The organism is Pseudomonas sp. AC211, from assembly GCF_979258055.1.
On record NZ_OZ409830.1, the window covers coordinates 2778407 to 2799936 of the forward strand.

11 protein-coding genes and 4 pseudogenes are annotated in these 21530 nt (G+C 62.5%); 9 read left to right on the forward strand and 6 right to left on the reverse strand.

The window, feature by feature from the left end:
* Positions 1-193: 193 nt before the first annotated feature.
* Complete coding sequence (gene cysS, locus ACZZZP_RS13005) at positions 194-1576, reverse strand: cysteine--tRNA ligase (RefSeq protein ID WP_122495367.1); 1383 nt, start codon at positions 1574-1576, stop codon at positions 194-196.
* 9 nt (positions 1577-1585) lie between these two features.
* Positions 1586-3291, reverse strand: a pseudogene (locus tag ACZZZP_RS13010) (glutamine--tRNA ligase/YqeY domain fusion protein).
* 122 nt (positions 3292-3413) lie between these two features.
* Between ACZZZP_RS13010 and ACZZZP_RS13015 the strand changes: the two are divergent.
* From ACZZZP_RS13015 to ACZZZP_RS13030, 4 genes are all read left to right on the forward strand, one after another.
* The gene (locus ACZZZP_RS13015) at positions 3414-3911 is read left to right on the forward strand and encodes a peptidylprolyl isomerase (RefSeq protein WP_122495364.1); all 498 of its coding nucleotides are present in this window, start codon (positions 3414-3416) and stop codon (positions 3909-3911) included.
* A gap of 8 nt (positions 3912-3919) precedes the next feature.
* The gene (gene lpxH, locus ACZZZP_RS13020) at positions 3920-4648 is read left to right on the forward strand and encodes a UDP-2,3-diacylglucosamine diphosphatase (protein ID WP_463384710.1); all 729 of its coding nucleotides are present in this window, start codon (positions 3920-3922) and stop codon (positions 4646-4648) included.
* 515 nt (positions 4649-5163) lie between these two features.
* Positions 5164-5580 carry a hypothetical protein gene (locus ACZZZP_RS13025; RefSeq protein ID WP_463536566.1) on the forward strand — a complete coding sequence of 139 codons (417 nt, stop codon included), beginning with the start codon at positions 5164-5166 and terminating at the stop codon, positions 5578-5580.
* Positions 5577-6224, forward strand: coding sequence for a hypothetical protein (locus ACZZZP_RS13030; RefSeq protein ID WP_463536567.1), 648 nt, complete (start codon positions 5577-5579; stop codon positions 6222-6224). The genes ACZZZP_RS13025 and ACZZZP_RS13030 overlap by 4 nt, the downstream gene beginning before the upstream one ends.
* Positions 6225-6460: 236 nt before the next feature.
* Here ACZZZP_RS13030 and pyrF read toward each other — a convergent pair.
* Positions 6461-7160: pseudogene (gene pyrF, locus ACZZZP_RS13035) on the reverse strand (orotidine-5'-phosphate decarboxylase).
* A gap of 174 nt (positions 7161-7334) precedes the next feature.
* Here pyrF and ACZZZP_RS13040 point away from each other — a divergent pair.
* A pseudogene (locus tag ACZZZP_RS13040) lies at positions 7335-8866 on the forward strand (sigma-54-dependent transcriptional regulator).
* A 517-nt stretch (positions 8867-9383) separates the two neighbouring features.
* Here the strand turns inward: ACZZZP_RS13040 and sodC are convergent.
* Positions 9384-9923, reverse strand: coding sequence for a superoxide dismutase [Cu-Zn] SodC (gene sodC / locus ACZZZP_RS13045; protein ID WP_463382991.1), 540 nt, complete (start codon positions 9921-9923; stop codon positions 9384-9386).
* Positions 9924-10276: 353 nt separating this feature from the next.
* Here sodC and gcvH point away from each other — a divergent pair, with 353 nt between their 5' ends.
* The 4 genes and pseudogenes from gcvH to gcvT form a co-directional block, all read left to right on the forward strand.
* Positions 10277-10660 carry a glycine cleavage system protein GcvH gene (gene gcvH / locus ACZZZP_RS13050; protein ID WP_122495353.1) on the forward strand — a complete coding sequence of 128 codons (384 nt, stop codon included), beginning with the start codon at positions 10277-10279 and terminating at the stop codon, positions 10658-10660.
* 10 nt (positions 10661-10670) lie between these two features.
* Entirely contained in the window at positions 10671-13526 is a 2856-nt protein-coding gene (gcvP, locus tag ACZZZP_RS13055; RefSeq protein ID WP_463382992.1) for an aminomethyl-transferring glycine dehydrogenase, read from the forward strand.
* Between the two features lie 84 nt (positions 13527-13610).
* Positions 13611-14987, forward strand: a complete 1377-nt coding sequence (locus tag ACZZZP_RS13060; protein WP_463382993.1) for an L-serine ammonia-lyase — start codon at positions 13611-13613, stop codon at positions 14985-14987.
* Between the two features lie 180 nt (positions 14988-15167).
* Positions 15168-16286: pseudogene (gcvT, locus tag ACZZZP_RS13065) on the forward strand (glycine cleavage system aminomethyltransferase GcvT); the annotation flags it as partial.
* Between the two features lie 726 nt (positions 16287-17012).
* Here the strand turns inward: gcvT and ACZZZP_RS13070 are convergent.
* Both ACZZZP_RS13070 and ACZZZP_RS13075 read right to left on the reverse strand, forming a co-directional pair.
* Entirely contained in the window at positions 17013-20102 is a 3090-nt protein-coding gene (locus ACZZZP_RS13070; RefSeq protein WP_463536568.1) for an error-prone DNA polymerase, read from the reverse strand.
* The gene (locus ACZZZP_RS13075; protein WP_463382995.1) at positions 20099-21523 is read right to left on the reverse strand and encodes a Y-family DNA polymerase; all 1425 of its coding nucleotides are present in this window, start codon (positions 21521-21523) and stop codon (positions 20099-20101) included. The genes ACZZZP_RS13070 and ACZZZP_RS13075 overlap by 4 nt, the downstream gene beginning before the upstream one ends.
* Positions 21524-21530: the final 7 nt, after the last annotated feature.

The following is a 21530-nucleotide window of genomic DNA, read 5'->3' on the forward strand; positions in this document are numbered from 1 at the left end:
CTAACGCCCGGCCAGCACTTCGCGTGGCTTTTAAACTGTGGGAGCGACTTCAGTCGCGATGGCCGTTTATGCGATTTGTCGCCGGGGTAACTTTTCCAGGGATCGCGACTGAAGTCGCTCCTACAGGATCGCGAAAGAATCCACCCACAAAAAAACCCGCCAATCGGCGGGTTTTTTTGTGATGCGCTAAGGATCAATCCGCCAAGCGCCAGGTGGTCCCGCCCTTGCCATCCTCCAGCACCACGCCCATGGCGGTGAGCTGGTCGCGGATGCGGTCGGATTCGCCCCAGTTCTTGTCGGCTCGAGCTTGCAGGCGCGCGGCGATCAAGGCGTCTACTTGCGCGGCGTCCACTTTGCCTTCGGCGCCGGCACGCAAGAAGTCGTCCGGCTCCATCTGCAACACGCCCAGCACGCTGGCGAGCTCTTTCAAGCGTGCGGCCAAACCGGCAGCGGCCTGAGCGTCGCTGTCGCGCAGGCGGTTGATCTCGCGGACCATTTCAAACAACACGGCGCACGCTTCCGGCGTGCCGAAGTCGTCGTTCATGGCGGCACTGAAGCGTTCAACGAATGCCTCACCACCGGCAGCCGGCACCGAGGGCAACCCTTTGAGCGCGTGGTAGAAGCGCTCGAGCGCGCCCTTGGCTTCTTTGAGGTTGTCTTCGGAATAGTTGATCGAACTGCGGTAGTGGCTCGATACCAACAGGTAGCGCACCACTTCAGGCTGATACTTTTCCAGCACGTCGCGAATGGTGAAGAAGTTGTTCAACGACTTGGACATCTTCTCGCCGTTGATACGGATCATGCCGCAGTGCATCCAGGCGTTGGCGTAAGGCTGGCCGGTGGCCGCCTCGCTCTGGGCAATCTCGTTTTCGTGGTGCGGGAATTCCAGGTCGTTGCCGCCGCCATGAATGTCGAAGGTGTCACCCAGGCAGCAGGTGGACATCACCGAGCATTCAATATGCCAGCCCGGACGGCCCGCGCCCCACGGCGACTCCCAGCTCGGCTCGCCGGGCTTCACGCCTTTCCACAGCACGAAATCCAGCGGGTCTTCCTTGGCTTCGTCCACGTCGATACGGGCGCCGATGCGCAGGTCTTCAACCTTCTTGCGCGAGAGCTTGCCGTAGCCGAGGAACTTGTTGACGCGGTAGTACACGTCGCCATTGCCGGGGGCGTAGGCGTAACCCTTGTCGATCAGGGTCTGGATCATCGCGTGCATGCCGTCGATATGGTCGGTGGCGCGCGGTTCCATGTCCGGCTTTTTGATGTTCAGGCGCGCTTCGTCTTCGTGCATCGCATCGATCATGCGCGCGGTCAGGGCGTCGAAGCTCTCGCCGTTTTCGCGGGCGCGGTTGATGATTTTGTCGTCGATGTCGGTGATGTTGCGCACGTACGTCAGGTCATAGCCGCTGAAACGCAACCAGCGGGTGATCAGGTCGAACGCCACCATGCTGCGGCCGTGGCCGAGGTGGCAGTAGTCGTACACGGTCATGCCGCACACGTACATGCGCACCTTGTTGCCATCCAGGGGTTTGAACGGCGCTTTGGTTTTGGTCAGCGTGTTGTAAATCGAAAGCACGTTATGTCCTCACGCCCACGAATCGCGCAGGGTCACGGTGCGGTTGAACACCGGCCGGCCAGGTTGCGAGTCTTGATATCGGCGCAGAAGTAACCTTCACGCTCGAACTGGAAGCGGTCTTCCGGCTTGGCCTGGGCCAGCGACGGCTCGGCGCGGCAGCCGGTCAGCACTTGCAGCGAATCGGGGTTGATGTTGTCGAGGAAGCTTGCGCCCTCTTCCGCTTTCTCCGGATTCGGCGAGCGGAACAAGCGGTCGTACAGACGCACTTCGCACTCGATGCTGGCTGCAGCCGGCACCCAGTGGATCACGCCTTTCACCTTGCGGCCTTCCGGGTTCTTGCCGAGGGTGTCCGGATCGTACGAGCAACGCAGCTCGACGATGTTGCCGTCGGCGTCTTTGATCGCTTCGTCGGCACGAATCACGTAGCTGCCGCGCAGGCGCACTTCACCGCCCGGCTCCAGGCGCTTGTAGCCTTTGGGCGGCTCTTCCATAAAGTCGTCGCGGTCGATGTAGATTTCGCGCTCGAACGGCAAGGCGCGCACGCCCATGTCGTTCTTCGGGTGGCAGGGCAGCTCGAGGTTTTCGACCTGACCTTGCGGGTAATTGGTGATTACCACCTTCAACGGACGCAGTACGCACATGGCGCGCGGCGCGTTGTGGTCGAGGTCGTCACGAATGGCGAATTCCAGCATGGCGAAATCGACCACGCCGTCGGAACGGTTGGTGCCGATCATTTCGCAGAATTTGCGGATAGACGCAGCCGTGTAACCGCGACGGCGGAAACCCGACAGCGTCGACATGCGTGGGTCGTCCCAGCCATTAACGTGCTTCTCGTCAACCAGTTGCTTGAGCTTGCGCTTGCTGGTCACGGTGTAGCTCAGGTTCAGGCGCGAGAACTCGTACTGACGCGGCGTGGCCGGCACCGACAAGTGCTCCAGGAACCACTCGTACAGCGGACGATGGCCTTCGAATTCCAGGGTGCAAATGGAATGGGTGATGCCTTCGATGGCGTCCGACTGACCGTGGGTGAAGTCGTAGTTCGGGTAGATGCACCAGGTATCGCCAGTCTGGTGGTGATGGGCGTGACGGATGCGATACAGGATCGGGTCGCGCAGGTTCATGTTCGGCGAGGCCATGTCGATTTTGGCGCGCAGCACCCGGGCGCCATCTTCGAATTCACCGGCTTTCATGCGCGCGAACAGGTCGAGGTTTTCCTCAACCGAGCGGTCACGGAACGGGCTGTTCTTGCCAGGCTCGGTCAGCGTGCCGCGGTATTCCTTGGCTTGTTCGGGGCTCAGGTCATCCACATAAGCGTTGCCGGCCTTGATCAGCTCGACGGCCCAGTCGTGCAGTTGGTCGAAATACTGCGAGGCGTAACGCACGTCGCCGTTCCACTGGAAACCCAGCCACTGCACGTCGCTCTTGATGGCGTCGATGTATTCCTGGTCTTCCTTGGCCGGGTTGGTGTCGTCGAAGCGCAGGTTGCACACGCCACCAAACTCCTCGGCCAGGCCGAAGTTCACGCAGATCGATTTGGCATGGCCAATGTGCAGGTAGCCGTTGGGCTCCGGCGGAAAACGGGTGACGATCTGGGTGTGTTTGCCGGAATCGAGATCAGCCTGAACGATTTGGCGCAGGAAGTTGGCAGGAACAACGGGGGCAGCTTTGCCATCAGCAGCAGGAACGGTGGCGGAGTCGTGAGTAGGCTTGCTCATAGGATCCTTGAACGTACAGGTGCGCAGCCAGGGTAGGCCGACCAAAACAAAGCGCTTATCATAGCCGAAGCTGTCAACCCCCTGACAGGCCTTCGAATTTCTCGACAGAGTGGATTTTCCCCATGATCAAGCTGCACACCAACCACGGCGTTATCACCCTGAACCTGTTCGCTGACAAAGCGCCAGAGACCGTTGCCAATTTCGAGGAATACGTGAAAGCCGGTCACTACGACAACACCGTTTTCCACCGCGTTATCAGCAATTTCATGATTCAAGGCGGCGGTTTCGAGCCAGGCATGAAGCAAAAAGCCACCCGCGCCACCATCAAGAACGAAGCCAACAACGGCCTCTCCAACAAAGTGGGCACCGTGGCCATGGCCCGTACCATGGAGCCGCATTCGGCCTCCGCGCAGTTCTTCATCAACGTGTCCGACAACAACTTCCTCGACCACAGCGCACCGACCGTTCAAGGCTGGGGCTACACCGTATTTGGTGAAGTGGTTGAAGGCATGGACGTGGTCAACAAAATCAAAGGCGTGGCCACCACCATGAAGTCGGGCCACCAGGACGTACCGGTTGATGACGTGATCATCGAGCGCGCCGAGATCGTTGCTGAGTAAGGCGTTTGATCACTCTTCTGATCTCGGATCTGCACCTTGAAGAACAACGCCCGGACATTACCCGGGCGTTTGTGCATTTTCTCGCTGGCCGCGCCCGCACGGCCGGCGCCCTTTATATCCTTGGCGATTTCTTTGAAGCGTGGATCGGCGACGACGCCATGACCCCGTTTCAAGCCTCTATTGCCCAGGCCATGCGCGAACTGAGCGACAGCGGCACCGCCATCTACCTGATGCACGGCAACCGCGACTTTATGCTCGGCCAAGGTTTTTGCCGCGCCGCTGGCTGCACCTTGCTGACCGACCCGACGAAAATCGAACTGAGCGGCGAACCGGTTTTGCTCATGCACGGCGACAGCCTGTGCACCCGCGATGAAGCCTATATGCGCCTGCGCCGCTACTTGCGCCACCCGCTGACCCTGTTCATTTTGCGCAACCTGCCCCGTCGCACCCGCGAACGGCTGGCGCGCAAACTGCGTAAGGAAAGCAGCGCACAAACGCGGATGAAAGCGGCGGATATCGTCGACGTCACGGCTGAAGAAGTGCCGCGCCTGATGGCGCAATACGGCGTGCGCACCCTGATCCACGGCCACACCCACCGCCCCGCCGTTCACCGTTTGCAAGTAGACGGCGAAGCGGCACGACGAATCGTGTTGGGCGATTGGGATAAACAGGGCTGGGCGTTGCAGGTGGACGATCAGGGGTTTGCGTTGGCGGCCTTTGAGTTTCCCGGGGCCTGACGACGTTCTGTAGGGGCGAGCTTGCTCGCGAAGCGGTGCCTACGCCGACGTTGCCGCTGGCCTTGGCACCGCTTCGCGAGCAGCTCGCTCCCACGGGGTTAGTTTCTCGATAACGCCAGCTCAGCCATAGCCTCGCGCACCTTTGCGCTAAATGCCCATCCCTTTCTCATACCCCTCGGCGAAAAAAAACCTTACGCACGAAGAAGACGTTCCTTCACGCCTCAGAGACAGCCTGCTTATTGCCTTTATGTGGTGAGCGACTCTGGCGCTTCGGGTCCCGCAACACCTTATGCGGGCCCGGTGCCACCTCATCTCCACATCAGGGACATATGCCATGACCAGGCTCACCACTCCCCGCCTTACCGCCCTCAGCCTGGCTTGTTGCGCCGGCCTGACGCTAGGGTCCGCCGCCCACGCCTCGCACAACGGAAAATTACTGACGGGGTAATGAGGTTCCCGATTGGGCCGTTGGCAACCAATACCAGTGTTCTGGAACTCTGGTTACGCCGCGTGTCGTGATCTCGTCTGCCGAATGCCTTTATTCCACCGGTTACTTCCATCGCAAGACCGGACTCAACTATTCCGGCACGACGATTCCCTTTCCCACCATTCAAAACGTGTGGGGCAACGTTAGCGTATTCATCACGGACGAAAAATTTGGCGGCTCCTCGTCCATCGAGACCGCCCCGGTCGCCAGTTACGCCGAGCAACGCAAAAAGCTGATTAATGGCAATGACTCGCTTACCGAGGGAGCCCGCCTGGAGTTCTACACCACGGACTCATTAGGCGTATTTCCCGGCCAGAGAGCCAACCGGCAGATGCGCCTAATTGATGCTTACGTCGATTGGAGCACATACAGAGCAACCTCAGCGCGGGCGATGTGGTTCCCGATGGGCCTCCACTCATCTACCGCTCCATGGCCGCATACATGATGTCGGACTTTGAGTTCGCCAATACCTTCTCGTATCTCTTTGACGTGGCCGGACCTGGTTTCGCGTACTTCGATGTCGACGACGCGATCATCCTTACCGCTGGTCTGCCTGATTGGTCCCGAAACATTGACCCGCCAATTCGAGATTCCGGGGCGGGCATATTCCTGCGTGAAGCCAACGGCAAACGCGCGTTGGTGGGCACATCGTTCCGTGGTTGGGGTCATGTGCGTCTTAGCCACTATTGGCCATGGGTAGTCAAAACGCTGGTAGACAAAGGCCTACATGACGACGCTCGGATATTGAGCCAGAAGGTTCTAGGAACCAGCGAGTGGGGTGACCACGTAGGCGAGTTCGGCCAGATATTCGTCTACGACAACCCCTACAGCAGGCGCCTTGAGTACTTGCGCCTGGTAAATGTCGCCGCAAACGGTAGTTACGGGGCTTTCCCCATCAATCAGCGGGACAACGAGACGTGGGAATACTTGGGAACGGACCTTCCCGATATGGAGCAAGCCACCCGGCCTATCAGGCAGTGGAACCCCAACAATCTCTCGGAAGCTTTGGGCGGTGAATTCTTCGTCTATAACAACCCGCACACCCACGACGTCGAGTATTTCCGTCTTAAGGCATCTGGGCGGATATAGCTATTTCCCAACCAATAAAACCAGTAACGCCGAATGGACGTATCTGGGTACTAACCTTCCAACCCGCGAAATGAAGTTCGCCGGCCTGAATGTTCAGTCCGACGAGTCATATATCCAATCCGGGGAAAGCACATCAAACGCGAAGCCCGGCATGCAAGCGGATCAGGGCATCATAGCCATGCCGGCGCAATAAAGTTGAAAGCCCCAAAGGGCTCAAAAACGAGCCCTTCTGGGCGTTACGCCAACTCAGCCACAACTGCCGCCAGCGCTTGCGAAGGGCTGGCGGCCTGGCTAATCGGCCGACCAATAACCAAATAATCCGAACCGGCATCCAGCGCCTGACGCGGCGTGAGAATGCGGCGCTGGTCATCTTGCGCGCTGCCCGCCGGACGAATGCCGGGGGTTACGAGTTGCAGGTTCGGGTGCGCCGCTTTCAACGCTTGCGCTTCCTGGGCCGAACACACCAGCCCATCCATGCCCGCCCTCGACGCCAACCCGGCCAGGCGCAAGACCTGCTCCTGCGGCTCGATATCCAGACCGATACCGGCCAGGTCTTCACGTTCCATGCTGGTCAATACGGTAACGCCAATCAGCAGCGGCGTCGGGCCGTTGAACTTGTCCAGCGTTTCGCGGCAGGCCGCCATCATGCGCAGGCCGCCCGAGCAGTGCACGTTCACCATCCACACGCCCATTTCCGCCGCGGCTTTTACTGCCATGGCGGTGGTGTTGGGGATGTCGCTGAAATTTCAGGTCGAGGAACACCTCGAAGCCTTTGTCACGCAGGGTGGTGACGATGTCCGACGCGCAGCTGGTGAACAACTCCTTGCCGACCTTGACCCGGCACAGCGCAGGATCGAGCTGATCGGCCAGCTGCAATGCAGCTTCGCGGGTGGGGAAATCCAGGGCGACGATGATAGGAGTCTGGCAGGCGGACATGGGCGACGGGTCTCGGAGGTCGGTGATGTGTGCGGTGGTCGAAATCGGCGCGCATTGTAGCGCAAGCCACCCGCGCTGCGGCATGGCCGGCGATCAGCATTGCCGGCTTGGCCAAGCCGGGCGGTAAACGGGCATACTTGCCCGGTCATTTTTCACGCAGACGCCGCCACCCGCATGCGCATTCACGTCACCTTTATTGACCGCGTTGGTATCACCCAGGAAGTACTCGCCCTACTTGGCGGGCGCAATCTCAACCTGGATGCCGTGGAGATGATTCCGCCCAACGTCTACATCGACGCCCCGACCCTGAGCCCGCAAGTGCTCGAAGAATTGCGCGACGCGTTGCTGCAACATAAACGGTGTGCAGAGCATGAACGTGGTCGACATCCTGCCCGGCCAGCGCCGCCGCCTGCAGCTCGACGCCCTTCTCGCGGCCATGACCGACCCGGTGCTGGCCGTGGACGACTCCGGCCACGTACTGCTGGCCAATCCTGCCCTCACCGCACTCTGCGGCCACGAAGCGGCGGGCGAACCGCTGACCGCCTTGTTCGACGACGAAGGCCTGCAACAGGCGTTGATCGACCACGGCTTTCGCCTACCCATGCGCGAAGTGTCGCTAAAAGGTCAGGCGCTACTGCTGGACGCCATGCCCATCACCGACAACCTGGCCAGCGAGCAACCGCACCTGGCCGGCGGCCTCCTCACGCTTTACCTGCCCAACCGCATCGGCGAGCGGCTGTCGGCGCTGCACCACGATCACGCCGAAGGTTTCGACTCGCTGCTTGGCGACTCGCAGCCAGTGCGCAACCTCAAAGCCCGCGCCCAGCGCATCGCCACCCTTGATGCGCCGCTACTGATTCGTGGCGAAACCGGCACCGGCAAAGAATTGGTCGCCCGCGCTTGCCACGCTCTGAGTCCACGCCGTAACGCGCCGTTTCTGGCGTTGAACTGCGCAGCACTGCCGGAAAATCTCGCCGAGAGCGAACTGTTCGGCTATGCCCCGGCGCTTTTACTGGCGCCCAACGCGGCGGCAAGCCCGGTCTGTTGGAGTTGGCGCACCAAGGCACGGTATTTCTCGACGAAATCGGGGAAATGTCGCCCTACCTGCAAGCCAAGCTGCTGCGCTTTCTCAGCGACGGCAGCTTCCGCCGCGTGGGCGGCGACCGCGAAATGAAGGTGGATGTACGCATCCTCAGCGCCACCCACCGCGACTTGGAACACATGGTCAGCCAGGGCAGCTTTCGTGAAGACCCTGTTCTACCGCCTCAACGTGCTGACCTTGGAAGTACCGCCGTTGCGCGAGCGCGGCCACGACATTCTGGTGCTCGCCCGCCACTTTATGCAGCAAGCCTGCGCGCAGATTCAGCGCCCCATCTGCCGCCTTACGCCTGGCACTTACCCGGCGCTGCTGAGCAACCCGTGGCCGGGCAATGTGCGGCAACTGCAAAACGTCATCTTCCGCGCCGCCGCCGTGTGCGACAGCCCGTTGGTGGACGTGGGTGATCTGGATATCGCCAGCACGGCCGTCTCCACGCCGGGGCGATGGCGAGGTGCGCAGCTTGGAGGAAGCGGTGGACGGGTTTGAGCGGGGATTATTGGAGAAGTTGTACAGCAGCTACCCATCGAGCCGGCAGTTGGCAGCGCGGTTAATGACATCGCATACGGCGATTGCCAAGCGGCTTAGGAAGTATGGGATTTCGAAATAGGCGGTTAGACCGAGCTTAGGATTCCGGATCGTCGCAGAGTCGGCTGCGCGGGAATGACGGTGGTTCCAAGCAGTACACCGTCATCCTCGCGAAGGCGGCGGTCCGACGATTCGGGATCCAGTATCTCGGACTGGACGCCGCTACAAGGCCAATCGCCGTCATGCCCGAGAGGAAAGGTGGGGTTTCGTAATCGGGGTCTCATCCAAAACTCTGGATTCCCGCGTGCGCGGGAATGACAGTGGTTGGGGTTACGTACACCGCCCTTCCCTTACACCGTCATCCCCGCGCAGGCGGGGATCCAGTATCTCGGATTGAATGGAGATCGGTTGCCACCCACCAATATCGCTCTGAAAAACCGTGGGGTTTCCAAATAACCGTCTCATCCGAAACTCTGGATTCCCGCGTTCGCGGGGATGACGGTGATGTGTGTAAGTCCACCGTCATCCCCGCTTAGGCGGCGGTCCGACGATTCGGGATCCAATATCTCGGATTAGAAAGAGCTAGACCGCCAATCCACTTACTTAATCACCCCACACGCAAACCGAGCCCCGCCACCGCCCAACGGCGCCGGATGATCCGCGTGGTTATCACCACCGGCATGCACCATTAACGCATGCCCTTCCAATTCCGAAAGCTTCTTCAAGCGCGGCGCCAGCACAGGTTGGGTGGCCTTGCCATCAGCCGTCACGAACAACGCCGGCAAGTCGCCCAGATGGTTGCCGTCTTCCCATGGATACCCATGCTTACCGGTTTTCTTCGGATCCCAATGCCCACCCGCCGCGCCGGCCGGGGTCAGTTTGCCGTCCACTTCAGCCGCGTCACAGCTCGGGTTCATGTGCAGGTGAAAACCGTGAACGCCCGGTTGCAGGCCTTCCAGCGTCGGGGTGAAGACCAGGCCGTACTTCGATTCGGTGACCACCACCTTGCCCACCGCCGCGCCGGCGCCTTTTTCCGTGGCCTGGCTGAGATCGACAGTGACCGAATCGGCAGCCTGAGCGGTGCCCAGGGCGCACACGGTCAAAGCGGCGGCGAGCAAAGAGCGAGAGAGCTGTTGCATGGCAAACATCCTATTTTCCAAGGGCAGGACTTTTACTGACTGCCCCTGCCCGCTCGGGTTCCCCCTGCGCCCGATCCGTAACGCTATCAATACGCCGGAACGAATTCATTACATAGTCCGCGACAGCTAGGTGTTTCAAGGGTCGAAAGCAATCTAGCGTGCGACTGCCACGTCGCCGTATCGTTTTCATTCCACACCCGCTGACCCTGAAATCCCCCACAGTCCGCAAAGCCGCGCCCTGCTTGCGGCCACCCAACCTGGCACCGCCCTTGCTAACAGCTATAGCCATTACTCCAAGCGATGCCCCGCTAGCCTTTATAAAAGCGGGCACGCCCTTGACCATAGGAAGCGACATGAGCGAATTGCGATTCACCAGCGAACACGAGTGGCTGCGTCTGGACAGTGACGGCCTGGTTACCGTCGGCATTACGCCCTACGCTCAAGAAGCCCTCGGTGATGTGGTGTTTGTGCAATTGCCGGAGCTCGGCGCCCATGCCACGGGCAGCGAAGTGGCGGTGCTGGAGTCGGTGAAAGCCGCCAGCACCATCGCCATGCCGGTGGACGGCGAAGTGATTGAAGTGAACGCCGCCCTGGAAAACGCGCCGGAAACCGTGAACGAAGATGCCCTTGGCGCCGGCTGGTTCTTCCGCATGAAGCTGGCCGATAACAGCGTGCTGGCCACTCTGCTCGACCAAGCCGCCTACGACCGCCTGCTGAAAGCCAACGACGACGCCTGAGACGACGATAATGACCATTTCTCTCGACACCCGTAACGAATTCATCGCCCGTCACATTGGCCCGCGTGAGCGTGATATCGCCGCCATGCTGCAACGCCTGGGCTACGACTCGCTGGAAGCCATGAGCGCCAGCGTGATCCCCGACAGCATCAAGGGCACCAGCGTACTGAACCTGCCCGAAGGTCTGAGCGAAACCGCTGCCCTGGCAGAAATCAAAGCCATCGCCGACAAGAACCAGCAGTTCAAAACCTACATCGGCCAGGGCTACTACGGCACCCTGACCCCGGCGCCGATCCTGCGTAACCTGCTGGAAAATCCGGCCTGGTACACGGCGTACACCCCGTACCAGCCAGAAATTTCCCAAGGGCGCCTGGAAGCGCTGCTGAATTTCCAGACCATGATCTGCGACCTCACCGGCCTGCAAATCGCCAACGCCTCGTTGCTCGACGAAGCCACCGCCGCAGCCGAAGCCATGACCTTCTGCAAGCGTCTGGCGAAAAACAAAGCCAGCCAGGCCTTCTTCGCTTCGCAACACTGCCACCCGCAAACCCTCGACGTGCTGCGCACTCGCGCCGAGCCGCTGGGCATTGAGGTGGTGGTGGGCGACGAAACCGCCATTGAAGACTTCTCTGCCTACTTTGGTTGCCTGCTGCAATACCCGGCCAGCAACGGCGACATTTTCGACTACCGCGCCCTGGTTGAACGCTTCCACGCCGTTGGCGCGCTGGTGGCGGTCTCTGCCGACCTGCTGGCCCTGACCTTACTGACTCCGCCCGGCGAATTCGATGCCGACGTGGCGCTGGGCAGCGCGCAGCGCTTCGGTGTACCGCTGGGTTTTGGTGGCCCGCACGCCGCTTACTTCGCCACCCGCGACGCATTCAAGCGCGACATGCCGGGCCGTTTGGTCGGCGTGTCTATCGACCGTCACGGCAAGCCGGCTTTCCGTCTGGCCATGCAGACCCGCGAGCAACATATCCGCCGCGAGAAGGCCACCAGCAACATCTGCACCGCGCAGGTTCTGCTCGCCAACATCGCCGGCATGTACGCCGTGTATCACGGCCCGCAAGGTCTGACCGACATCGCCAAGCGCGTGCACGCGCTCACTGTGATCGCGGCCAAAGGCCTGGCCCAGCTGGGCCTGCCGGTCGCGCAGCAGCACTTTTTCGACACCGTGACGCTGAACACCGGCGTCCGCACCGCCGAGCTGCACACCAAGGCGTGGGCCGCGCAGATCAACCTGCGCCAGATCGACGCCGCGCAGTTGGGCCTGTCGCTCGACGAAACCACCACCCAGGCCGACATCGAAGCCCTGTGGACCCTGTTCGCCACTGACGGCCAGGCGCTGCCGGATTTCGCCGCCCTCGCCGCCAACGCCGGTTTGCAACTGCCCGACGCCTTGCTGCGCTCGTCCAGCTTCCTGCAGCACCCGTCGTTCAACCGCTATCACTCGGAAACCGAGCTGATGCGCTACCTGCGCCGCCTGGCGGACAAAGACCTGGCGCTGGATCGCACCATGATCCCGCTGGGCTCGTGCACCATGAAACTCAACGCCGCCAGCGAAATGCAGCCCGTCACCTGGAGCGCGTTCGGCGCCCTGCACCCATTCGTGCCGGCCGAGCAAAGCCAGGGCTACCAGCAACTCACCGACGAACTGGAAGCCATGCTCTGCGCCGCCACCGGTTACGACGCCGTGTCGCTGCAACCCAACGCCGGTTCGCAAGGTGAATACGCCGGCCTGCTGGCCATTCGCGCCTACCACGCCAGCCGTGGCCAGGGCGAACGCGACATCTGCTTGATCCCCTCCTCGGCCCACGGCACCAACCCAGCCACCGCCAACATGGCCGGGATGCGCGTGGTGGTCACCGCCTGTGACGCCCGTGGCAACGTGGACGTGGAAGACCTGCGCGCCAAGGCCCTGGAACACAAAGACCGCCTCGCCGCATTGATGATCACCTACCCGTCCACCCACGGCGTGTTCGAGGAAGAAATTCGCGAAATTTGCGCGATCATTCACGACAACGGCGGCCAGGTGTACATCGACGGCGCCAACATGAATGCCATGGTCGGCCTCTGCGCGCCGGGCAAGTTCGGCGGCGACGTGTCGCACCTGAACCTGCACAAAACCTTCTGCATTCCCCACGGTGGCGGCGGCCCGGGCGTTGGCCCAATTGGCGTGAAATCGCACCTGGCGCCATTCCTGCCAGGCCACGGCCACATGCAACGCAAAGAAGGCGCCGTCAGCGCCGCGCCGTTTGGCAGCGCGAGCATCCTGCCAATCTCGTGGATGTACATGAAAATGATGGGCGGCGAAGGCCTGAAACGCGCCTCGCAGCTAGCCATTCTCAGCGCCAACTACATTGCCAACCGCCTCGAAGAGCACTTCCCGGTGCTGTACGCCGGCAGCAATGGTCTGGTGGCCCACGAATGCATCCTCGACCTGCGCCCGCTTAAAGAAACCAGCGGCATCAGCGTGGATGACGTGGCCAAGCGCCTGATCGACTACGGCTTCCACGCGCCGACGATGTCGTTCCCGGTGGCCAATACCCTGATGATCGAGCCGACCGAAAGCGAATCCAAGGAAGAGCTGGACCGCTTCTGCGACGCCATGATCAGCATCCGCAACGAAATTCGCGCCATCGAACGCGGCGAAGCAGACGCCCAGGACAACCCGCTGAAAAACGCCCCGCACACCGCCCAGGAACTGCTCGGCGAATGGCCGCACGTTTACAGCCGCGAGCAAGCCGCCTACCCGGTGGCCAGCCTGATCGAAGCCAAATACTGGCCGCCCGTGGCACGCATCGACAACGTCTACGGCGACCGCAACCTGGTCTGCTCCTGCCCGTCGATCAGCGAATACGCTGAGTAATAAAGCAATCGCGGCTGAACCGGAAAGCCGGACCGGCATTCCGGTTCAGCCGCGATACGCCCCGCCGCATAACCCGAGGTCTGTATGGCACTCAGCGTGTTTGACCTGTTCAAGATCGGTATCGGCCCCTCCAGCTCCCACACGGTCGGGCCCATGCGCGCCGCCGCGCGGTTTGCCGAAGGGCTGCGCCGCGACGACCTGCTCGGCGCCACCCACAGCGTGAAAGTCGAGCTGTACGGCTCGCTTGGCGCCACGGGCAAAGGCCACGGCAGCGACAAAGCCGTGTTGCTCGGCCTGGAAGGCGAACAGCCCGACACCGTCGACACCGCCACCGTCGACGCCCGTCTGGCAACCATTCGTAAAAGCGGCCAGCTCAATCTGCTGGGCGAAAAATCCATCGCCTTTGTGGAAAAACAGCACCTGGCGATGATCCGCAAACCCTTGCCGCAGCACCCCAACGGCATGATCTTCCGCGCCTTCGACGAAGCCGGCCTGCAACTGCGCAGCCGCGAGTACTACTCCGTCGGCGGCGGTTTTGTGGTGGACGAAGACGCCGCCGGCGCCGATCGCATTGTCGAAGACAGCACCGTGCTGCCCCACCCGTTCACCACCGGCGCGCAACTGCTGGGCCATTGCACCGCCCATAACCTGTCGATCAGCCAGGTGATGCTCGCCAACGAAAGCGCCTGGCGCCCGGAAGCCGAAACCCGCGCCAGGCTGCTGCATATCTGGCAAGTGATGCAGAACTGCGTCGAAGCCGGCTGCCAAAACGAAGGCATCATGCCCGGCGGGCTCAAAGTGAAACGGCGGGCAGCCGCGCTGTACCGGCAATTGCGCAACAGCCCGGAAGCCTCGCTGCGCGATGCCCTGTCGGTACTCGACTGGGTGAACCTGTACGCCCTGGCCGTCAACGAAGAAAACGCCAGCGGCGGCCGGGTGGTCACCGCCCCCACCAACGGCGCGGCCGGCATCGTGCCGGCGGTGCTGCATTACTACGTGCGCTTTATTCCCGGCGCCAACGACGACGGCGTGGTGCGCTTTCTGCTCACCGCCGCTGCCATCGGCATCTTGTACAAAGAAAACGCCTCCATCTCCGGTGCCGAAGTGGGCTGCCAGGGTGAAGTGGGCGTGGCCTGTTCCATGGCCGCCGGCGCCTTGTGCGAAGTGATGGGTGGCAGCGTGGCGCAAGTGGAAAACGCTGCGGAAATCGGCATGGAACACAACCTCGGCCTCACCTGCGACCCCATCGGCGGATTGGTGCAGGTGCCGTGCATCGAACGCAACGCCATGGGCTCGGTGAAAGCCATCAACGCCGTGCGCATGGCCCTGCGTGGCGACGGGCAGCACTTCGTCTCGCTCGACAAGGTGATCCGCACCATGCGCCAGACCGGCGCCGACATGAACAACAAATACAAGGAAACAGCGCGGGGCGGGTTGGCGGTGAACATTATTGAATGTTGAACACCGCGTCGCCTGCTGCCCTCACCCCCAGCCCCTCTCCCGGCACGGGCGAGGGGAGCAGATTGGCGAGCGGGCAGATAAATCGAATACCCCATAGATCAGTCCCCTCTCCCGCCGGCGGGGAGAGGGTTAGGGTGAGGGGCCTTTCCCCCGCCAGAACACATTTCAAGGAGCAAACCCATGTCCACCGAAAACCTGGCCAAAACCCCTCTCCACGCCCTGCACCTGGAACTCGGTGCGCGCATGGTGCCGTTCGCCGGCTACGACATGCCGGTGCAATACCCGCTCGGCGTGCTCAAGGAACACCAGCACACCCGCGACCAGGCCGGGTTGTTCGATGTGTCGCACATGGGCCAGATCGTGCTGCGCGGCGCCAACGCCGCCCGCGCCCTGGAAACCCTGGTGCCGGTAGACATCATCGACCTGCCCGTGGGCATGCAGCGCTACGCCATGTTCACCAACGAAAACGGCGGCATTCTCGACGACCTGATGGTCGCCAACCTCGGTGACGACACGCTGTTTCTGGTGGTCAACGCCGCCTGCAAAGACCAGGACCTGGCCCACCTGCAACAGCACCTGAGCGGCCAATGCGAGGTGATCGCCCACTTCGACCGCGCCCTGCTCGCCCTGCAAGGCCCGGCCGCCGTCACGGTGCTGGCGCGCCTGGCGCCGGAAGTGGCGGGCATGACCTTTATGAACTTCCGCCCGGTGACGCTGCTGGGCGTGGACTGTTTCGTCAGCCGCTCGGGCTATACCGGCGAAGACGGCTACGAGATTTCCATTCCCGCCGACCAGGCCGACACCCTCGCCCGCGCCCTGCTGGCCGAGCCGGAAGTACAAGCCATCGGCCTCGGCGCCCGCGACTCGCTGCGCCTGGAAGCCGGCCTGTGCCTGTACGGCCACGACATGAACACCGACACCACGCCGATTGAAGCCGGGCTGCTGTGGGCCATCTCCAAAGTCCGCCGCGCCGATGGCGCCCGGGCCGGTGGTTTCCCTGGCGCGGCGCGGGTGTTTGCGCAGCAGCAGGATGGCGTTGCGAGCAAGCGCGTCGGCCTACTCCCGCAAGAGCGCACGCCGGTGCGTGAGGGCTGCGAGATTGTGGATGCCGATGGGGTGGTGATAGGCAAAGTGTGCAGCGGTGGTTTTGGGCCGAGCCTGGGTGCGCCGTTGGCAATGGGGTATGTGGATGCGGGGCACAACGCGCTGGAGAACACGGTGTGGGCGTTGGTGCGCGGGAAGCGGGTGCCGATGAAGGTGGCGAAGACGCCGTTTGTACCGCAGCGGTATTTCCGGGGTAACTCGTCGTTTATGCGCGGTATCTGCTCGATACCGCGCGTTCCACGGCCTCCGACCGTCATCCCCGCGCAGGCGACGGTCCGACGATTCGGGATCCAGAATTTCCAGTCGAACGAGGTGGTGGCACAAACCTCCGTCATTCCCGCGCAGGCGGGAATCCAGAGTTTCCAGCCGTACACCGATGTGAAGTGCGGCGGTATTCATTACCGAGTGCGCTGAACATTCTTTTCGCGCCTTACGCGCGTTTCAACCAAAGCCCCGTCATCCTCGCGCACGCGGTGGTCCGACAATTCGGGATCCAGAATTCTGAGTCGTATGCATTGGGTACGGACGGAGGTATTCATTACCGTGTGCCCTGAACGTTTTGTTTCGCGCCTTACGCGCGACTCACTTTTTCCAGTCGCCGGTATGCCGGACCATGAAAAAGTAAGCAAAAACGCTTGCCCCTACCTTGGGTCTACGCTTCGCTCCGACTTCCCTCTCTCCGTCGCCACTCCGGGGGCCGGCGTGACGGGCCATCCATGGCCCGACACGCCTTTCGCGGCTCCCGGCCGCTGAACCCCCTACGCGACGACTCCACTCGGCCTGCGATGAATGGGGCGGGTAGATCACAAGCCAGATCACAAGCCAGATCAGAAGCGGCAGATCCAAAGCATCGCGGCTAAAGCCGCTCCCACAGATCGCATCAATCCTGTGGGAACGGCTTTAGCCGCGATGCTTGTGGGCTTAGTGAAAATCCCGACTACTCACGTCCAGCCCACTCAAGAGCGGCGTGAGGTCGTACAGGCGTTTGGCGATCAGGTGTTGCACGCCATCTTTGGCTTCCAGCTTCCCTTCAATTTGCATAAGGCTGGAGCCGACCAGCACCCGCCGTTGCCGTTCGGCCAGGTCGTTCCAGACCACGACGTTGACCATGCCGAATTCGTCTTCAAGGGTGACGAATATCACGCCGCTGGCGGTCTGTGGCCGTTGGCGGCCGCGGACCAGGCCGGCGACTCGCACGTTGCTGCCGTCTTCGGTAACGGCCAGTTCCGCTGAGCTGCGGCAGCGGCGGTTGCGCAGTTCGCTGCGTAACAGGCGCAAGGGGTGCGGGCCGAGGGTGGTGCCCAAGGTGGCGTAGTCGACCCACACGTTTTCCACCACGCTCGGCGCGGGCAAGGCGACGCTGTCGTCTATTAAGGGCAAGTCGGCGAATAGCGGCGCCTGGGCTTCGACGCCGGCCACGGCCCAGCGGGCGTTGTGGCGGTGGCCGGCGAGGCTGCGCAAGGCGCCGGCGTCGGCGAGCTGTTCGCGGGCGCGGGCGTCGAGGTGGGCGCGTTGGATCAGTTCGCTGACGTTTACGAACGGCCCGCGCGCCCGCACTTCAACCACGCGCTCGGCGTCGTCTTGGCGCATGCCTTTGATCATGCGCATGCCCATGCGAATGGCCGGGTCGCCGCTGCGCTGCGGGTCATCGTCGGCAAATTCCAGGGAGCAATCCCAGGTGCTGATTTGTACATCCACCGGGCGGATTTCGATGCCGTGGCGGCGGGCGTCTTGCAGCAGTTGGTCAGGGCTGTAGAAGCCCATGGGCCAGCTGTTGATGAGGGCGCAGATAAACGCCGCCGGTTCGTGGCATTTGAGCCAGCAACTGGCGTAGGTGAGCAAGGCGAAGCTGGCGGCGTGGGATTCGGGGAAGCCGTAGCTGCCGAAGCCTTTGATCTGCTCGAAAATACGCGCGGCAAATTCGGCGCTGTAGCCGCGTTCGAGCATGCCGCTGGTCAGCCGTTCACGGTGCGGTTCCAGGCCGCCGTGGCGTTTCCAAGCGGCCATGGAGCGTCGTAGCTGATCGGCCTCGCCGTGGGAGTAACCGGCCGCCACCACGGCCAGCTCCATCACCTGCTCCTGAAACAACGGCACGCCCAGGGTGCGTTCGAACACGGCGCGCAAGGCCTCGGAGGGATAGGTCACCTCCTCTTCGTTATTACGCCGACGCAGGTACGGATGCACCATGTCGCCCTGAATCGGCCCCGGCCGCACGATGGCGACCTGAATCACCAGGTCGTAGAACGTTCTCGGGCGCAGGCGCGGGAGCATGGCCATTTGCGCGCGGGATTCAATCTGGAACACGCCGATGGTGTCAGCGCGGCTGATCATTTCGTAGGTGGCCGGGTCTTCGGCGGGAAGGGTTGCGAGGGTCCATTGCCGGCCGCGGTGGTAGCTGATCAGGTCGAAGGTGCGGCGAATGGCGCTGAGCATGCCGAGGGCGAGAATGTCGACCTTGAGCAGGCCCACCAGGTCGAGGTCGTCTTTATCCCATTGAATGATGGTGCGCTCGGCCATGGCGGCGTTTTCCACCGGCACCAGGGTGCTCAACGGCTGCTCGGAAATCACGAAACCGCCGGGGTGTTGGGACAGGTGGCGAGGAAAGCCGATCAGCTCGCCGGTCAGCGCCAACACCCGGCGCAGTTCCGGCAATGTCGGGTCGAAGCCGGCTTCACGCAGGTCGTCCAGCGGCGGGCCATCTTTGCTCCAGCGCCCGCAACAGTCAGCCAGGGCATTGATCTGGTCGGGCGGCAAACCGAGGGCGCGGCTGACGTCGCGCACCGCGCCGGCGCCGTGGTAGGTGCTGGCCACGGCGGTGAGCGCCGCCCTCCCCCGGCCGTAGCGCTGGAAGATGTATTGCAGCACTTCTTCGCGGCGGTCGTGTTCGAAGTCGACGTCGATGTCGGGCGGCTCGTTGCGTTCTTTGGAGAGGAAACGCTCAAACAGCATATTCATGCGCGCCGGGTCGATTTCGGTGATGCCCAGGGAAAAACACACCGCTGAGTTAGCCGCCGAGCCACGGCCTTGGCAGAGAATGCCTTCACCACGGGCGAAGCGCACGATGTCGTGAACGGTGAGGAAATAGCTTTCGTACTTGAGCTCGGCGATCAGCGCCAACTCCCGTTCCACAAGGTCGATGGCCTTTTGCGGAATGCCCTCGGGCCAGCGCCAGCGCATGCCTTTTTCGGTCAGGTGACGCAGCCAGGAGCTGGCGCTGTGGCCTTCTGGCACCAGCTCGCGCGGGTATTCGTATTTCAGCTGGTCGAGGCTGAAGGTGCAGCGCGCGGCGATGTTCACGGTTTCGGCCAGCAGTGCTGGCGGGTACAACGCCGCCAGTGCAGATAAGGGCCGCAGGTGCCGTTCGCCGTTGGCAAACAAACGCAGCCCGGCCTCGGCCACCGTGCAGTGGTGGCGGATGGCGGTCATGGTGTCTTGCAGGGCGCGGCGGCCACGGGCGTGCATGTGCACATCGCCGGTCGCGACGGCGGGAATATTCAAGCGCTCGGCCAGGCTCAGCAAATTCTGTAGCCGACGATCATCGTCTGGCCCGCAATGCAGCTCCACGGCCAGCCACAGCGTTTGCGCAAAGCGCGCACGCAGCCAGGCGCCCTGCTCGTCGACGTCGTCGGCGAGGTCCGCCAGCCACAAGGCGCACAGGCCATTCAGAGGCCCGTCGAAGTCTTCGCGCAGCACGCGGTATTGGCCTTTTTCGCTGCGGCGTCGGCCTTGGGTGATCAGCCGGCACAGGTGTTGATAGCCGCTGAGGTTTTCTGCCAGCAGCACCACGTTCGGGCCGTCTTCCAGGCGGAATTCACTGCCGATAATCAGCGGCAACCCGGTTTCCTTGGCAGCCTGCCAGGCCCGCACAATGCCGGCCAGGGTGCATTCATCGGTGATCGCCAGCGCTTGGTAACCGTGGCGTTTGGCGCGCTCGAACAGCTCCTTGGCGCTGGACGCACCGCGCTGGAAACTGAAATTGCTCAGGCAATGCAGCTCGGCATAGGCGCTCATGAAAACCAGCCCTGGACCATAAACGGCCCCGCTTCTTCGCGGCTGCTGACGCTGCGGTAGGCCCACACGCGCTGGCCACTGCGGGTTTGCAGCAGGTAATAGTCGCGGCGGATGTCGCCACCGTCCCACCAGCCAGACTCAATGCGCTCGGGGCCCGCCAGCACCTGCGGTGCCCGCTCGCGCAAGGGCTGTGCTTCGGTCAGCAACCAGCCGGGGCGCGCGGCGTTGGCGGTCACTGCCTGCGTTTTGCTGCTGTCGTCGGCCAGCCAGGCGCATTCAGGCCGGTGGTCGGCGTGTGCCTGAATGCCATGCACGGCGTCATCGCCCAAACGCGCGCGCAGGCGTTCGCGCAGTTGCGCCCAGGGCACCGATTGTTGCGGGCGCTCATCAAACAGCTCGCGGTGTTCGGGCACAAAGGCGGGCAAATCCTTGGCTTGCAAACTGATCGCCCGCACGGGCGCCTGCACCACCAGCCGTTCCAGGCGACCACGGGCCAGTTCGAAGAGCAGGTTCGGCTCGCGCTCGGCGCTGAGCAGGCCGACGTCGACCTGGCTGCGGCTGCCATCGACATGCTCCAGGTGCAGCACAAAACCCAGCACGCCGCTGTCGCGCCCGGCCAGAAAAGCCGCCAGGTCGGCGGTTAAACGGCGCAGGGGAAAGAGCAGCGCCTGGGTCGATTCCACATCGAAATTCAGCTCGATGCGTATCTCGAAATGCTCTGGCGGCTGGTAGCAATCGAGCGCCACGGCGCGCTGGCCGAGCAAGGTGTCCAGGTGCAACAGCAGCGCAGCGTCGAAGCGCTTGGCCAGGGTATGCCGGGGCAGCGCCAGCACATCGTGCAGACGACGCAGGCCCATGCGCGCCAGGGAACTGGCGGTTTTGCTGTCCAGCCCCAGGCGATTGAGTGGCATGGCGCCGAGCACTTCGTGCAGCGCCTGGCTGTCGCTCACGGCCAGGCCGTCATAGGCGTTGGCGAGCATGCGCGCAGCCACCGGATTGGGCGCGGCCACCAGGCGATGACGAAAGCCCAAGGCCGTCAACTCACTGCGCAAGCGCGCCTCAAAACGTGGCCACGGGCCAAACAACGCGAGGCTGGACTCGATCTCCAGCAGCACGGCACGCGGATAACGCAAGCTGACCTGCGAGCTGAAGGAATACGCCCAGGCGGCGAGGAACTGATGCCACTTGGCGATGGCACTGTGGTCGTATTCCACCTGAATGAACTCACGGCTCAAGGCCAGCGCGGTGGTCAGGCTTTGCCCCGGCTTCAAGCCCAGCTCGCGGGCGGCGTCGTTCACCGCTTGCAGCACCCGGCGCTGGGGCGTGCCGCTGATCAACGCAAGCGGCGCCTCGGGGTTGTCGCAAGCCCGCAACACGGCATCCAACGCCAACTGCGGCAACACAATGCACACCCAACGCATAACCGCC